The organism is Staphylococcus hyicus (assembly GCF_000816085.1).
GTDB lineage: Bacteria > Bacillota > Bacilli > Staphylococcales > Staphylococcaceae > Staphylococcus > Staphylococcus hyicus.
In genome coordinates this window covers 15102-30805 of the sequence record NZ_CP008747.1, presented here as the reverse complement: position 1 = coordinate 30805, position 15704 = coordinate 15102, and the positions used below count along the sequence as shown (strand labels likewise).

18 protein-coding genes, 1 pseudogene and 1 riboswitch are annotated in these 15704 nt (G+C 35.8%); all 19 genes and pseudogenes read right to left on the bottom strand.

Annotated features, from left to right (window positions below; all coding sequences use genetic code 11):
- Positions 1-29: 29 nt before the first annotated feature.
- The 19 genes and pseudogenes from SHYC_RS00150 to gvpJ all read right to left on the bottom strand — a co-directional run bounded on the left by SHYC_RS00150 (position 30) and on the right by gvpJ (position 15675).
- Positions 30-1316 (bottom strand): adenylosuccinate synthase, encoded by a 1287-nt coding sequence (locus tag SHYC_RS00150; RefSeq protein WP_039643437.1) that lies wholly within the window; start codon positions 1314-1316, stop codon positions 30-32.
- Between the two features lie 304 nt (positions 1317-1620).
- Positions 1621-3021, bottom strand: a complete 1401-nt coding sequence (gene dnaB, locus SHYC_RS00145) for a replicative DNA helicase (protein WP_039643435.1) — start codon at positions 3019-3021, stop codon at positions 1621-1623.
- 298 nt (positions 3022-3319) lie between these two features.
- On the bottom strand, positions 3320-3766 hold the full coding sequence (gene rplI, locus SHYC_RS00140; RefSeq protein ID WP_039643433.1) for a 50S ribosomal protein L9: 447 nt from the start codon (positions 3764-3766) through the stop codon (positions 3320-3322).
- The gene (locus tag SHYC_RS00135; RefSeq protein ID WP_039643431.1) at positions 3763-5730 is read right to left on the bottom strand and encodes a DHH family phosphoesterase; all 1968 of its coding nucleotides are present in this window, start codon (positions 5728-5730) and stop codon (positions 3763-3765) included. The genes rplI and SHYC_RS00135 overlap by 4 nt, the downstream gene beginning before the upstream one ends.
- 11 nt (positions 5731-5741) lie before the next feature.
- On the bottom strand, positions 5742-6680 hold the full coding sequence (locus SHYC_RS00130) for a DUF2232 domain-containing protein (RefSeq protein ID WP_231912783.1): 939 nt from the start codon (positions 6678-6680) through the stop codon (positions 5742-5744).
- 304 nt (positions 6681-6984) lie between these two features.
- Positions 6985-7950 carry a homoserine O-acetyltransferase MetX gene (gene metX / locus SHYC_RS00125; protein ID WP_039643427.1) on the bottom strand — a complete coding sequence of 322 codons (966 nt, stop codon included), beginning with the start codon at positions 7948-7950 and terminating at the stop codon, positions 6985-6987.
- 73 nt (positions 7951-8023) lie between these two features.
- Positions 8024-8125: riboswitch (SAM riboswitch) on the bottom strand.
- A gap of 58 nt (positions 8126-8183) precedes the next feature.
- Positions 8184-8513, bottom strand: coding sequence for an AzlD domain-containing protein (locus SHYC_RS00120; RefSeq protein ID WP_039643425.1), 330 nt, complete (start codon positions 8511-8513; stop codon positions 8184-8186).
- Positions 8510-9202, bottom strand: a complete 693-nt coding sequence (locus SHYC_RS00115; RefSeq protein ID WP_039643423.1) for an AzlC family ABC transporter permease — start codon at positions 9200-9202, stop codon at positions 8510-8512. Before SHYC_RS00115 ends, SHYC_RS00120 begins: the two co-directional genes overlap by 4 nt.
- Positions 9203-9500: 298 nt before the next feature.
- On the bottom strand, positions 9501-9884 hold the full coding sequence (gene gvpU / locus SHYC_RS00110; protein WP_039643421.1) for a gas vesicle accessory protein GvpU: 384 nt from the start codon (positions 9882-9884) through the stop codon (positions 9501-9503).
- An 18-nt stretch (positions 9885-9902) separates the two neighbouring features.
- Positions 9903-11216, bottom strand: a complete 1314-nt coding sequence (locus SHYC_RS11770; RefSeq protein ID WP_052257748.1) for a hypothetical protein — start codon at positions 11214-11216, stop codon at positions 9903-9905.
- 5 nt (positions 11217-11221) lie between these two features.
- Positions 11222-12073, bottom strand: a complete 852-nt coding sequence (locus SHYC_RS00100; protein WP_039643419.1) for a hypothetical protein — start codon at positions 12071-12073, stop codon at positions 11222-11224.
- A gap of 70 nt (positions 12074-12143) precedes the next feature.
- A pseudogene (locus SHYC_RS00095) lies at positions 12144-12455 on the bottom strand (gas vesicle protein); the annotation flags it as partial.
- A gap of 25 nt (positions 12456-12480) precedes the next feature.
- On the bottom strand, positions 12481-12771 hold the full coding sequence (locus tag SHYC_RS00090; protein WP_371129317.1) for a gas vesicle protein K: 291 nt from the start codon (positions 12769-12771) through the stop codon (positions 12481-12483).
- Positions 12710-13015: a gas vesicle protein gene (locus SHYC_RS00085; protein ID WP_037565174.1), complete on the bottom strand. Its 306-nt coding sequence runs from the start codon at positions 13013-13015 to the stop codon at positions 12710-12712. The genes SHYC_RS00090 and SHYC_RS00085 overlap by 62 nt, the downstream gene beginning before the upstream one ends.
- A gap of 18 nt (positions 13016-13033) precedes the next feature.
- A complete protein-coding gene (locus SHYC_RS00080; RefSeq protein WP_039643415.1) occupies positions 13034-13843 on the bottom strand; it encodes a GvpL/GvpF family gas vesicle protein in 810 nt (269 codons plus the stop codon).
- Position 13844: 1 nt separating this feature from the next.
- Complete coding sequence (locus SHYC_RS00075) at positions 13845-14099, bottom strand: gas vesicle protein GvpG (protein ID WP_037565170.1); 255 nt, start codon at positions 14097-14099, stop codon at positions 13845-13847.
- The gene (locus SHYC_RS00070; RefSeq protein WP_039643412.1) at positions 14099-14866 is read right to left on the bottom strand and encodes a GvpL/GvpF family gas vesicle protein; all 768 of its coding nucleotides are present in this window, start codon (positions 14864-14866) and stop codon (positions 14099-14101) included. Before SHYC_RS00070 ends, SHYC_RS00075 begins: the two co-directional genes overlap by 1 nt.
- A 98-nt stretch (positions 14867-14964) precedes the next feature.
- The gene (locus SHYC_RS00065) at positions 14965-15243 is read right to left on the bottom strand and encodes a gas vesicle protein GvpO (protein ID WP_231912782.1); all 279 of its coding nucleotides are present in this window, start codon (positions 15241-15243) and stop codon (positions 14965-14967) included.
- Positions 15244-15327: 84 nt separating this feature from the next.
- Positions 15328-15675, bottom strand: a complete 348-nt coding sequence (gene gvpJ, locus SHYC_RS00060) for a gas vesicle protein GvpJ (RefSeq protein WP_039643410.1) — start codon at positions 15673-15675, stop codon at positions 15328-15330.
- Between the last annotated feature and the right edge of the window lie 29 nt (positions 15676-15704).

Here is a 15704-nt window from a genome sequence, read left to right as displayed (position 1 = left end):
ATATTGCGGTAAGTCTTACCTCTGATGGATTATACCCATAATTTTTCAACAATATTTGTTTGGTTGCGGTCTGGACCTACTGAGAAGATAGAAATGTGAACGTTACATAATTCTGAAATACGTTCTAAGTAACGACGCGCATTGTCAGGTAATTCATCTAAACTACGCACACCTGTAATATCTTCCGTCCAACCAGGTAGTTCTTCAAAAATTGGTTTACAACGTTTTAAGTCATTTAAGTTAGCAGGGTATTCTGTAATTTCTTTACCATCAAGCTCATACGCTGTACAAATTTTAACTGTATCTAAACCTGTTAACACGTCGATAGAATTAATTGATAAATCCGTAATTCCACTTACACGGCGAGAGTGACGTAACACGACCGAATCAAACCAACCTACACGACGCGGACGTCCTGTAGTCGTACCGTATTCACGACCAACTTCGCGAATGTGGTGACCTTCTTCATTAAATAATTCTGTTGGGAATGGACCATCACCTACACGTGACGTATATGCTTTACATACACCTACCACTTTAGATACGTGTGTAGGACCAACACCTGTACCTACTGTAACGTTACCAGCAACCGGGTTACTTGACGTTACAAAAGGATACGTTCCGTGGTCGATGTCTAACATAACACCTTGTGCACCTTCAAATAGAACTTTTTCGTCAGCTACGAATGCATCATCTAATACTTTAGCTGTGTCTGTCACATACTGTGCAAGACGTTGACCAGCTTCGTAATACGGTTCGAAAATATCATCAAACGATGGTGCATCTTGTTTAAACATACCTTGGAAATAGTCATTTTTATATGCTAAATTTTCTTTTAAGCGTTGTTCGAAAACCTCTTTGTCTAAAAGATCTGCCATACGAATGCCAATACGTTGTGCTTTATCTACGTAAGCTGGGCCGATACCTTTTTTCGTAGTACCGATTTTATTATCACCACGACGCTCTTCTTCTAATTCGTCTTGTTTTAAGTGATACGGTAGAATGACGTGTGCACGGTTAGAAATGCGCAGATTATCAGTCGCAATTCCACGTTCATTTAAGCCATCTAATTCTTTTAATAAAGCAACAGGATCTACGACTACACCGTTACCAATAACTGATAATTTTTCTTTATAAAAAATACCTGATGGCACCAAATGAAGTTTGTAAGTTTCACCATCGAATTTAATTGTATGTCCTGCATTATTACCGCCTGAAAAACGTGTAATCACATCTGCTTGTTCTGCTAAAAAGTCTGTAATTTTACCTTTACCTTCGTCTCCCCATTGTGTCCCAACTACTACGATTGATGACATAAGAGCACCTCCAACGTTTTCTCAATTAACCAAAGTGTATTTTACCAGTATGCTTGGTGGAATGCAAACCAAAAAACGAACGTTAAAATCTATGAAAATTTTCATGACGTTGTTGCGTTGAATGTCTCCTCAAGCTTATGACTGCGCATTATTATAGCGTTTATAGTAGAAAATAAACATTTCAAAATCCATACTTAACACAAAATACAATCGAAAAATCAATTAAAAAACCGTACATTAAAATCATTTAATCGTTTAATGTACGGAAAAATTATTTTTTAGACTTAAATTTGTCACATTTTATTTAACCCATATCAGCATGTGCATAATCAATATCTGTAAATTTATTATATTGTTTCATGAAGTGCAATTTCACTGTCCCTGTAGGGCCGTTACGTTGCTTGGCGATAATGATTTCAATCTCACCATTTTCATTATTTGTTTGAGGTTCAAACCCTGCGTCGTCATCATCTTCATCGCCATCACCGCGATTATAATAATCATCACGATATAAAAAGGCAACAATGTCGGCATCTTGTTCAATTGATCCAGATTCACGAATATCACTCATCATTGGTCGCTTATCTTGACGTTGCTCCACACCACGTGATAACTGACTCAATGCAATTACAGGACACTCTAACTCACGGGCAATCCCTTTTAGCATACGTGAAATCTCAGAAACTTCTTGTTGACGGTTATCAGATGCACGCGAACCACTTCCTTGAATCAACTGTAAATAGTCAATCACAATCATATCAAGTCCATGTTCTTGCTTCAATCGACGACATTTGGAACGCAAATCGGTAATACGGATCCCTGGTGTATCATCGATAAATATTTTTGTACGAGAAAGTTTACCGACCGCTACTGTAAATCGATTCCAATCCTCTTCCGTCATAGTACCTGTACGTAAACGGTTAGAATCAACATTTCCGGAACTACATATCATACGTGTTGCCAGTTGGTCCGCACCCATCTCGAGCGAGAAAATACCGACCGTATATTGATCTTCATGGGTTGCAACTTTTTGTGCGATGTTTAATGCAAAGGCAGTCTTACCTACCGATGGACGTGCCGCTAAAATGATTAAATCGTTACGGTTAAATCCTGCTGTCATTTGGTCAAGATCACGATAGCCTGTAGGAATCCCTGGCGTCTGACCGCTATTTTGATCAAGCGCTTCCGCATTATCATACACTTGTCCTAGAACATCACGAATATCTTTAAAACCATCACTTTCACGCGTAGAAGATAATTCTAAAATACGACGCTCTGCATCATTTAAAACGGTATCAATGTCTAACTCTTCATTATAGCCATCATTTGCTATACTATCTGCTGTGTGAATTAATTTTCGTTTAACCGCATTTTTAAAGACAACATCCGTATAGTATTGAATGTTACGCGTCGTCGGAACATTTGATGTAATTTCAGCAAGATATTCTGGTCCCCCGGACTCACTGATGACCCCATCTTGAGTAAGACGGTCTAACACCGTAACAATATCGATGTCATTGCCATCCTCATTAAGGTTCATCATCGCACGGAAAATATGTTGATGGGCAGTGCGATAAAAAGATTCAGGTAATAAAATTTCTTGTGTTGACGACATCAATTCAGGATCTAAAAATATCGCACCTAAAACGGATTGTTCCGCTTCATGACTATGTGGCATTTGTTGATGCTCATACATTCCATCCATGCGATTAACCTCCCTACGTGCTTTTATATACTTTACATATTTTAACACTAGTTAGGGTTCATTCCTAGAAAATTAATAGATGTCATAAAGGATTTGAAAAATAAGACTGTAAGTTACGTATATAATGTAATAAAACCAAAGACGTTTTAATGAACAGTTGAATTTGCTAAAACATACTTTGTTTATAATGAATAACTTCTATTCATTAATCATTAATTAATTGAAGTATGTTTACTTTCAACATTTCAATTTAATAAAAATAGGACTGAAACATTTGTTTCAGCCCTAAGTAAAATATTTATTTCTCCACCGTATGCACGCGAATAACGCCTTCTACTTCTTTATGCAGTTTAACTGGTACGTTCGTATAACCTAATGCTTGAATACCGTGTGAAAGCTCCATTTTACGTTTATCAATTTTAATGCCATGTTGTTTATTTAATGCTTCTGCAATTTGTTTTGTACTCACAGATCCGAATAATTTGCCACTTTCACCTGATTTGGCAGTAACTTCAACTTCTAATGATTCAAGTTTTGCTTTTAGTACCTTCGCATCATCAAGTTCTTGTTGTTTATCTTTTTCAATACGTTTATTTTGTTGTTCTAATTTTTTCAAGTTACCTGGTGTCGCTTCAACAGCATAATTGTTTTTAATTAAAAAGTTATTGGCATATCCAACAGGTACGTCTTTGACTTCACCTTTTTTACCTTTACCTTTAACATCTTGTGTGAAAATTACTTTCATGCATTGTCACTCCTATCGATTTGTTCTTGGATGGCTTGTTTTAATTGTGCAATGGCTTCTTCGACTGTGACGTCTTTCATTTGTGTAGCCGCATTCGTTAAATGTCCACCACCGCCAAGTGCTTCCATTGTAAGTTGCACGTTAAATTCGCCTAATGATCGTGCTGAAATCCCTACAAGGTCATCTTCACGTTTAGCGATGACGTAAGAGGCTTCAACACCATCTAAACTTAATAGCTCATCTGCAGCTTGTGCCACCGTTACAGGATGATATATTTGATGCTCTTCACCGTGTGCAATGGCTATACCATTATCTTGTAAATCTACTGTACGAATCAACTCTGTCCGTTTAATATACGTTTCAATATCATCTTTTAAGAAATGTTGCGTTAAAATGGTATCGGCACCATGGGCACGCAAATAGCTCGCAGCGTCAAATGTTCGTGAGCCTGTACGTAATGTAAAGTTACGCGTATCAACAATAATACCGGCGTACATCACTGTTGATTCTAAACGTGTTAAACGTTGTTCTGTCGTTTGATATTCTAATAACTCTGTCACAAGTTCGGCTGTCGAACTTGCATAAGGTTCCATATAAACGAGTAAAGGATTAGAAATAAATTCCTCTCCACGTCGATGATGATCAATAACGACCTTACGATTCGCTTTATTTAATATATCTTTATCAATGACCATTTCAGGTTTATGCGTATCGACAATGACTAATGTCGTTTTACTCGTCATCATATCCCAAGCTTCATCAGACGTAATAAAACGCTCTTTAAGCTCTGGCTTTTGATTTATTTCGTCCATTACGCGTCGTAAAGTCGGATCTATGTCAGATTCATTCAATATGATATAGGACTCAAGATTATTCATCATCGCAAAACGGGTCACACCAACAGCCGCACCAATGGCATCTAAATCTGGACGCGTATGGCCCATTACAATGACTTTATCACCTTCAAGTAAAATATCTTTTAAGGCGTGTGAGATGACGCGTGCCCTTACACGTGTACGTTTTTCCATCGGGTCTGTTTTACCGCCATAAAACCTTACATTTCCATTCATCGTTTTAATCGCAACTTGGTCGCCACCACGACCTAACGCAAGGTCTAGCCCGGATTGAGACATTTCACCTAAATCGATGAGATTTTCAGAACCTTCACCTACACCAATACTTAACGTAAGTTGCGCACGATACCCAACACTTTTTTCGCGCAATTGACTTAAAATGTCAAAATTGGTTTCTTCAATTTCGCGTAAAATACGACGATTTAAATAGGCCACGAATTGGTCTGAACTATAGCGTTTAAAATATACATTATGCTCTTGTGCCCATCGGCTAATAACGCGCGTCACCATAGAGTTAATTTCTGAACGCTGTGTATCATTCATATTTTGCGTAATCTCGTCATAGTTGTCTAAAAAGAGTGTCGCAATGATTGGTTGCTCATCGTCATATGCTTGTTTGATCTCAGCTTCTTCAGAAACATCGAGAAAATAAAGAATTCCTTCATCTTTTGAATATTTTACACGATATGTATATCCATTATTTTCCATTTCTATTTCTTTCGCCTTATCAAGTTGCTTTAAAATATTAGGATATACCTCATTAATAGGATCAGAAATCACGTTACGCTCCGTACGTTCTGTTAAAAATTTGTTCATCCATTCAATTTGATCATGTTGATTTAACACAATGATACCAATAGGCATATTTTTAATTGCGCGGTCACTCGCTAAAGTCACTTTACCACTCAACTCATCTAAATACGTATCAAATCGTTTAAAAATCCATCTAAATAGAAAAACACAAATAATCAATACGATAAATAACGATATTGCAGCGATAAAACCGTACACAACACTAAAGAAAAAGCTCACACCGACACTCGCTATTGCAATTAAGGTAATGACTACAAAAGGGAGGAGTAACGATTTCTTTACCGACTGACGTTTCATTTTGTCACCTCTTAACGTTTTTTAAGCATGCTTTTTAAATTTAATCCAAGATCCAACAAACCAATTAAACGTGTTAACGGGTAAGCGATAACACCTACGACAATGAATAAAACTGAAACACCTTTTGGAAATTTTTTGATCATGCAAGCATAATGAATAAAACTTAAACCTTGGATGACAAGTAAGAATCCAAGCACAATAATAAAGTTTTGACTGATGCTGTTAGCGGTCGTTAATGGTTCTGTCAAAATGCTAACTAATAATGCAATAGCGTATATGATAAAAATCGATTTTCTTAATTGCCATAAATATAATGGTCGATATACAGGCGTGGCCACTTTAAATTTGCGTAATATTGGAAATAAAATAAGCAATGACAACATGAAAAATAATGTGATGCTTATTACAATAAAACTCGGCATTTGAACAGCCATTTGTTGCACAGAGGTTTCCAACACTTTCGCTGATTGGGCATCTAAATTTTGCATGCGAATCGTTTCATCCACTACATTTTTGTATGGTGCGATTAATTCATGCGCATATGGTAGTTTTTTAATGCTTTGTAAAAGAATCATTGCACCTAGTGTTACTAGACTTGTAACCAATGACACAATATACAAAATACGTTCTTTTGAAGCTTTATGCAGTAATAATTGACTGATGATTAAACTCGCAAGTAATAAAACAATCATAAAGGTTTGCACAAATAAACTTCCTGTTATTGTTGCGACCATAATTGAAATCAGTGCAGCAATCCCAAATGAATATTTAGAACGATACCAAAGAATGATTCCTGGAAGCGGTGCAAATAATATTATAATAACTCCCAATATAGGTATAAAATGCAGCACTAAAGCGACCAAAATTAATGCAATGGTGCCTAATATGGTATCTTTAGGTTTAATTTTTGAAAACAATAATGCCACTTCCAAACTTAAATTTATAGTCACTATTTTACAGGCTTTGAGAGTGGTTTACAACAGACGTCATACGCTTAACTTTAAGCTTATCTTAACAATTTGAACGCGCTAAACATCTTCTTTTTTATCTAAAAAAATACGTTAAAAACCTTCGCCAAGACACATTTAAAATAGTTTTGAGATCACCTGAACAATTTAAATAACTTTATATCGCCTTCAGTCTAGTTCATACAATAGGTAAGCTGTATTTCAGTTATCACAACTCAAATACAGCTTAACTCATGCGTATCTCATTTACATAATTATAACAAAAATGTAACATATTCGTCTAAATTTAGCGTCTAAATCTTGAAAGTTCTAAGAAATGGTATAAATAAGGTGCCCAATCATTAAAATTAAGTAGAAAGCCATCATGCCCGACATTATCTGGCACAAAAAAATGACGGTGATATTTGAAATAATTACCTATAGCGGCAACTTGATCGTCTGGATATAATAAATCATCAGTAAACCCCATCGTTAACACTTTCGTATTTAAATTACGAAATACGTCATCCACATCGTGACGCGCTCTAAAAATATTATGACTGTCTAAAACATCGAGCAGTGTGAGGTAACACTTTAAATCAAAGCTTGTTTTAAATTTATCACCTTGATGTTTTTGATAGGTTACTACTTCATCCGGCGTAAATCTCGCTTCATAACTTTTAGACGACCGGTATGTTAAAAAACCTAATTGTCGCGCAATACTTAAGCCTTCCCTTCCTCCTAAATGTATCGCTTGACGTGCGATTTCATTAAATGCACGTGAATAAGAAGACGTTTTTACGGTAGAAGCCAGAATGACTGCCTTTTTCACTTTAAATTTTTGGTTATACAAGAGTTCTAGTACTTGCATACCACCGAGAGAGGCGCCTATCAACACTTCTATCGTTTCAAATTGAAGCGCTTGTAACCCTAATTCAATAGCACGAACGATATCACGGATTGTTAACCTCGAAGGGAATTGTGAATCTGTTAGCCGCGAACTAGATCCAAATGGACTTCCAATCACATTAAATGTTAAAAATTGGTAATCATGTAATGGCATATAGCCTCCATCAATAATTTCACGCCACCATCCAGGGTTATCTTCTGTACCATAAGTTAAATGGTTTCCTGTTAATGCGTGACATACTAATACCAGAGGTTGTCCTCGATATCCTACATGTTCATATCTCAATTTTAAATCTTGAATCATTTCACCTGATTCTGTTTTAAATTCACCTAAATGCAGTGTATCAACTGTATAATGTGTCAATTTAGCATACCCTCCCTCTAAACAAAAAAGTTGTACTACCGTCTGTACGGCAATACAACTCATGTTAATCATTGACTTATCACTCGAAACATTCGTTGGTTTTAGCACCGTACTTATCACTAAGTGGTTGCTGAAGCATCACAGGGCCAAATCCCTCAACTTCTCTTAATAAGCTTTCAGTATTCAATTCATTAATTCATATCATAACGTATTCAGAATATTCATGCAAATGTTTACAGAGGTAGAATAAGTCTTAAACATGCAACACTTACCATACCTATAATAACAGCAATGGTTAAACTCCTTGATATCAAAGTAGCGAGAAGTGTTGGGATAACTGCGAATACATAAATCCAGTTTAAGCGAAATCCAAAGTGACCAGTTTCTTGAATGATCAATCCATCAACAACTAAGGCAGCAAACAATGTAATTGGTATAAAAGATAACCATTGAATGACTTTTTCAGAAAGTTGTAATTGTGCGATTGCGATGAAAGGCGTAATACGTAATAATAATGTGCCTATACCAGATAGAATAATGGTCCAAAGAATATACATTGTCATCGGTCCATCACCACCCCTATTGCAGCTGTAACCATTGATGTAATTAAAATGGCGATATAAGATGGCATTACAAGACTGAATACCATCATTTGTATAACGACAATACATACCAGTTTTAAATAGAGATGTAACTTGGGTTTCGTAAGACCTTCAAATTGACTTAACATAAGGAAAATAAACATGGCGATAATCGCATAATCCAATCCTAACGCTTCAGGATTCGAAAAGATATCACCGAGTAACGCACCAAGAATACATACAAAAATCCAAAATATGTAAGCTGTAATATTGATGCCATGCATCCAACGTCTCCCGATTACAGCTCCTTTTGAATGTGGTGTAATTGCGATACCAAATGTCTCATCCGTTAATAACGATCCGATACCTACACGATGAGGTAAAGATGTCGCTTTAAAGTTTGGGGCGAGAGTCATACTTAATAAAAACATACGACTGTTAACGACAAGTGCTGTGAGTACAATAATCCATATAGGCGTTTGAACAGCCATTAATGCAATAATGATAAATTGAGCAGCACCTGCATAAACGAGTATAGATAGTAACGCGATGTCTAAAATACTAAAGCCAGAGGCAATACCTACGATACCGAAAGAAAAACCAACACCTGCATAACCGAGCAACGTAGGAATACAATCTTTGACACCTTGCCTAAACGAATTGTAAGCCATTGCACCTCACCCCTCCTTAAAATTAAAACTATTTTAGTATAAATCAATAAAAATTACCATAAGGTTAGTCTGAGGTGTGAGTGACGTCAGACTATCGTTTGTCTTAAAAATACTGAATTCTTGCCGTTGATGGATAATTAGTTTTTCCAAAAAAGATACCTTTAATATCATAAATACGCGCTATGTCATTAAAATCCCCTCCCCTACACATTTACGCATAAAAAAACTGGATGTATCTTAATAGACCCATCCAGCTACTCATTTATTAAAACGTGCTTAGCATTAACTTTTGTCAAAATTATTTTGCTTCTGTAATTTTACCTAAGAAGAAACTATCCACTTCAGTTAAACGCCCTCTCCATAATGTCGAACCTACAGATGGAATTGGGTGACTACCATTTAAATAAACGCGTGCATCTTTGAGATGAATAAAGTTCGCGCCACCTTTGCTTGATTTCGCAGATTCACTCGCATCTGAAAATTGTTCACTAAATTCTTTAGCAACATCATTGCCATCTTTAAACGATTCACTTAAAGATTTGTAGTAATCCTCAGCAGAAACTAACGTCCCTGAAACAATTGATCCATTAACAAGTAAAGAAATATCTAATGCAAAACCATTTTCATTCGTAGCCTCTACAAAAGATTCTAAAATACCGTCTTTATTCGTCGCTTCACTCATATTGATACCCCCACACGATTATTTTTTAGAAACCGTATCATCATTGATTTCTATTTTAGTTTGAATGCCTTTAGCTTCTTTAGAAACCTCATTTTTCTTGATTTTCACTGATTTTTTGTTTTTCGTCAGTTTATCCCAAAAACCTTTTTTCGGCTCTTTAACAGATAATGTGGTGTCTTGATTTTCTTCTTTATCTTCTTCCGTATCTTCAGAGTCTTCTTCTTCAGTTGATTCTTCTTCCTCTGTTTCTGAAGTGTCCTCTTCATCCTCTTCTTCTGAGTCCTCGGAGTCTTCTTCTTCAGCTAATTCTTCTTCCTCTGTTTCTGAATCTTCCTCTTCGTCCTCCTCTTTTGAGTCCTCGGAGTCTTCTTCTTCAGCTGATTCTTCCTCTGTTTCTGAATCTTCCTCTTCATCCTCTTCTTCTTTTGAGTCCTCGGAGTCTTCTTCTTCAGCTGATTCTTCCTCTGTTTCTGAATCTTCCTCTTCATCCTCTTCTTCTTTTGAGTCCTCGGAGTCTTCTTCTTCAGCTGATTCTTCTTTTGAGTCCTCGGAGTCTTCTTCTTCAGCTGATTCTTCTTCTGTGTCCTCAGTGTCTTCTTCCTTGTCTTGGGCGTCAGATGCTTCTTTATCATCCGCATCGTTCGCTTTTTCTTTGTCATCAACAGTTTCTGAATCCGAAGTCTCCGCGTCGTCTTCTTTTTCTTGTTTAGACGCTTCTTCGGTTGCTTCTTCCTCTTTTACCTCATCATCTTTTTTCTTAGTAGTCGCTTGAGATGACTTGGTAGATTTATGAGTTGTTTCATTATTTTCATCTTTAGTTGAATCATCTTCTGAATTTTTTGTTGTTCTACGACGACGTGTCGTTTTTTTCTTAGTTGCATTCTCTTCTTTATCTTCGCTATCATTATCATCTTTAGTGTCGTTAGCGTCATCAGATGTTTTTTTAGTAGATTTTCTACGACGTGTCGTTGATTTACGCTTAGGTTTTTCTTCTGTCTTGTCATCATCTTCAGATGCGTCTGTTTTTTCTTTATTTTCAGCTTCTTTTGTCGATTTTTTTGTAGTTCTTCGACGTCTGGTTGTCTTCGGTTTGTCTTCTTTTTCTTCTTTCTCATCTACTTTTTCACTGTCTTTAGAAGCTGCATCGTCTTTTTTAGAGGATGCAGCTTTCTTCTTAGTTGCAGTAGATTGAGATTTAGTGCGTGTAGTTTTCTTTTTTGAAGTTGAATTTTTAGACGTCTCTTCTTCAGAGTCTTTTTCTTTTGTTTCATTTACTTCAGTTTGATGGTCGCTTTTTGTACTTCTAGGTGAGGTTTTTTTACTTTGTGGCATATCAATCACTTCCTCATTTTCCCGAGAAGCCCCTTGTTCTCTTTCTGCTTCTTCTTCTTTTTTTTTAAATCCTTCTTTTTGTTCACACCATTTTTTCCTAATTTATTTAAAATTGAATCTTTTATAGAGTCATCTTTGTTTGATTTCTCTTTTTTCTTACGTGTTTTTTTAGATGATTGATCATCTTTTTTAAAACGGTCCAACAAAGAAGATTTCTCTTTTTCCTTTGTTATTTTAGCTTCTTTTCCATTCTTTTCAGCTTTTTTCGCATCTTTTTTGCGAGCTTTTTCATTTTTTGTTTGATCACCATTTTTTTCACTTTTCTCGGACTTTTTGAAAATAGTTTTCCCTTTGTTCTTTTTCTCATGATTAGATCCCTCTTCTTTCACTTTTGCTTTTGCCTTTTTCGCATCTGTGCGCGGCGTTTTAGACGCTGATTGTGTTTTCTCTTTTTTGTCTTTTTTCAAACTGCTTAATACATTTCCCTTGTTATCTGAGTCTTTCGTTGACGTATCATCATTATGAAAAATACGTGAATTAATTTTCGTTTTTTTCATAGACTTCTTGTCCTTTCTATCGCCCTTGTGATCTTTTTTGAATTTATCCCATAAAGATCCTTTACGCTTTGTCGCTTTGTTTTTAGTAAATGTACTAAATAATGAGGACTTAGACTTTTTAGATTGTGATTGTTGATTTAAAAGTTGTGACGTTAAAGATTTCATATTTTCTAATCGATCTTTCGTCATCGTTCCTGATTTCGGGTTACTTTTAGACGTAGACAAATAGCCCATTGTAGCGCCTAATATGCCACCAACAATCGTTTTCTTAATTATCTTTTCCTTCTCCTTTTGCTTCATCTTTTTGTCCCCCATTCTTTGCTGTCGCTGGTTCTTCTACCTTAGTGTCTTGACTTAACGCATTTTCATTAATTTTACTTTCAAGTGCTTCAATTTTATTCAACAATTCTTGATTTTCGGATTCTAAATCTTTTTGTTGATTCATTTTATTTTCCGTCGCTCTTGAAGTGAGATATGGATCTGTTTCCCACCAATCTAAACCAATTTCTTTCGCTTTATCTACTGAAGCCACAATTAGACGTATTTTAATGGAAAGGAGCTCGACATCAGCAATTCCAACACGAATGTCACCTGCGATTACGACACCTTTATCAAGTACTTTTTCAAGTACTTCCACTAAGTTACTTGATCCATTTTGTGGTAAATTTGGGTCATTTGCCATTGCATTTCACTCCTTTTTGTTGGTATTACATCAATCTGCCTAATGGTCCGAGGTCAATATTTAAATCTTCATCGTCAAAGCCGAAGTGATCTTTAAGCTCGTCCATTTTCTCCTCTAAGTCCATCAATGCTATGCCTAATTCTTCAATTTGTTCATCCGTTAAAGTTCCACTTTCAACGCGACGAATGGCATGACGTTCAACAATTTCACGTAACAATTCGATAACAGTTAATACAAGTTGTGCTAATCCATCTTCAGCTTCGTCCTGATTGAAGTTGATGCGTCCGTTTTGGTTCACTTGATTCATCTGTGGCATCGAGCAATTCCCTCCTTTGTCTTTCAAAATCTTCTGATGTTAAATCTCGACGTTCTGTTTCTTGAGTTTGAATTAGTTTTTCAACAGAAGAGATGAGTACACGTAAATCCAAGTAAACTAAATCAATATTAGCTATTGAAATGATTAAATCTCCGCGGATAACGACACCTTTATCTAAAATGACATCCAAAACATCAATGAGACCGACTTCTTTGTTTTCTATCGTTTCTTTCGTAGATGGCATACGCACATCACCTCACTTCTAGTAAAAAACAGAAAAGTGATAAGCTGGCCAAGGCCCATTCGCATCAATTCTCAGTTCTTCACCGTTATTATTTTTCTCCCATTCTGCAATATCAGTTTTGAACTGTTCGACGTGATCTTTCGAAAGGAGATAGACACTATTTAAAATCATATCTTCTTTTAATCCAGTGACATCTTTACTCCAATTCTTTTTTACTTTTTGTTCAATAGCATAGGATTTGACTTGATTGTGAAGTGATTCGCTCATACGATCTTTTTCGTTTTCAAGTTCTGTATCAATTAGTTTGTCTATTTTCTTTTCTTCAAAGAAACGGCGACCTTTTGGTAAATTACTGATTTCTTGACGTTTTGCTTCAACTTTTTCGTTATTAACGCTCAATTTTTCACGTAATTTGTTATCATCGCAATAAACTTTAATTGTCCATTCCTCTTTACCTTGAAGATATGCAAACGTTTCTGTTACTTTATCTTTCACTTCATCAATCGTTTCTCTTAAATTATCTTCACTTTTGTAAATCGTACAGAATTTAAGTGGAATTAACGTGTAATGTTGATTTAATGTAGAAATAGTTTCATGGTGATGGAATGCTTTTTCTTGAAGCCATTCCATGTCATTATCCACTTTGTCTTCAATAATAGATTCGGAATACGCATCACCATCTAATGACGTTACAATTGCCACAATGTCATCATTTACTTTTGAGGTGAATAATTCATGTTCACCATCAAAACCGGTAATTGACGGTAATGGTTCTTTATCAATTTCTGATGCAGGTACTAATGCGTATAAATAAGTTAAGTTTTCCATGTTATCTCTCTTCTTTCTCATCGATTAATGCTTCCCATTTATCGATTTCTCGTTGTTTTGCGATTTCATATCGTGCTAATAACACTTCTTCTTGTTCTTTATAAACATCCTCTGGAATTTCACCTAGTTCAGCCATCATTTGTAAATGAATTAATTTCTTCTCAATGGTAGGTAAATCATAAAGTTCTTTATCGGCTTCCTCTTTAACCTTGCGTGCTATAGAAGTCAACATTTTAATTGACCCATATGCTAACATTAAGATCCCTCAATATTTAAACGGATATTCACAAAGTTATATGCTGGCCATGGACCTGTATATTTAAAGTCCACTTTATCTTTATATTTTTCATGAAGTTCATTTACTTTCGCATCGAACTTTTCATCTTGATTGCGATCGACTAAAAAGGCAGCATTTAGTAACACTTTTTCACCTTGTGGATCATTGACGCGTCCAGCAGTACTTAATTTTTCAAGTGGTTTATAAATATCCGTCTCGATTTCTTTTCTGAGACTCTCAATAATTTTTTGAGTTGCCTCACCAAGTTTCATGCGATCAAAATAGCCAGCATCTTTAGATTTACCCTGAACATTTTTACTCATTGATTGGATGTTTGCATTACTTTTAACGGTTGACTCTAAATATTCTTGTTTACCGATGACTTTAAGTCCTAGTTCAAATTTACCCTTAATTTCAGGAAATAATTTCTCAAATTGAGGATAAAGTTTTTCAAGCAAGATTTTGACATCTTCTTTTGATTTAAAAACATTACCAAAACTTACAGGAATTACGGATTCATTTTCTTCCATCACTTTTGCAACTAATGATTGATGCATCATTAAGTTTTCTTGATTTGGTGAGTAAATCTTCATTGGCACTGTTGCTGCAACAAATGCCGCATCTTTATAGCGAACAAGATACGTGTCTCTTTCTTCGCCTTCAACTTCAACTGTGCCAAAATTACTGTCATCTTCGGTTTGGATACCACAAAAGATGTAAACGCCCATTTCTTTTTCTTCTGCCATGTGTATAGCCTCCTCTTAACATTGCTACAACTCAATCGTCTTAGAATGAGGGTAGTCTAACCTGGTATGAAAATGTACGTAATTCCACACCTCAATTTTTATTGATCAACCTTACTGCGATAACGGATGCCTTCACGTTTAAAAGAAGTCACTTCTTTATCATCATCTAAAAGCACTGTGTACGTACCAATCATTTGGTCTTTAGCGTAGCGTTTCATATATTCTTTTTCTTCAATCACTTCTACCGTCGCTCTCCATCCAGACTTACCTCCTTCATCTGAGTCACTATCTTCACGACGCTCAACAGACGTTATTTTATAGGGTGGTGCGACATGCTCGTTAAAAAATGATTTAATGTTTTCAAGTAATTCCTTCATAATGTGCAATCCCTCCATAATGCTTTCTAAAAATAACGAGAGGGCGACAAAAATCAATTTGCCGCCTCCGAGTTAATGTTCAATTTAAACGCCAAATGAACCTTCTTTTTGTTTCGCTTCCTCTTTGTCGGCTTCTTTAGATTGACTATCTGACTCGATGCGTTCTCTTGATTGATTTTCACTTGCTAATTGTTCTTGAGACTGACCAGGTAAGCCTTCCTCTTCAACTTCATCTCTCAGTAAACCAACAGCTTCAGCATAACGTAACCATGTGTCTACACTTGCGATAACAATTCTTGCTTCAATTGTTAAGATTTCAATACCTACAACTGATACTCTTACATACGCATCAATAACAATACCTTTATCTAAAATACGATCGATAACTTCCGCTAAACTTGCTGTGTCAGCACTTCTTTGTACACTACTCATAATAAAATTCCCCTCTCAACTTAAATAAA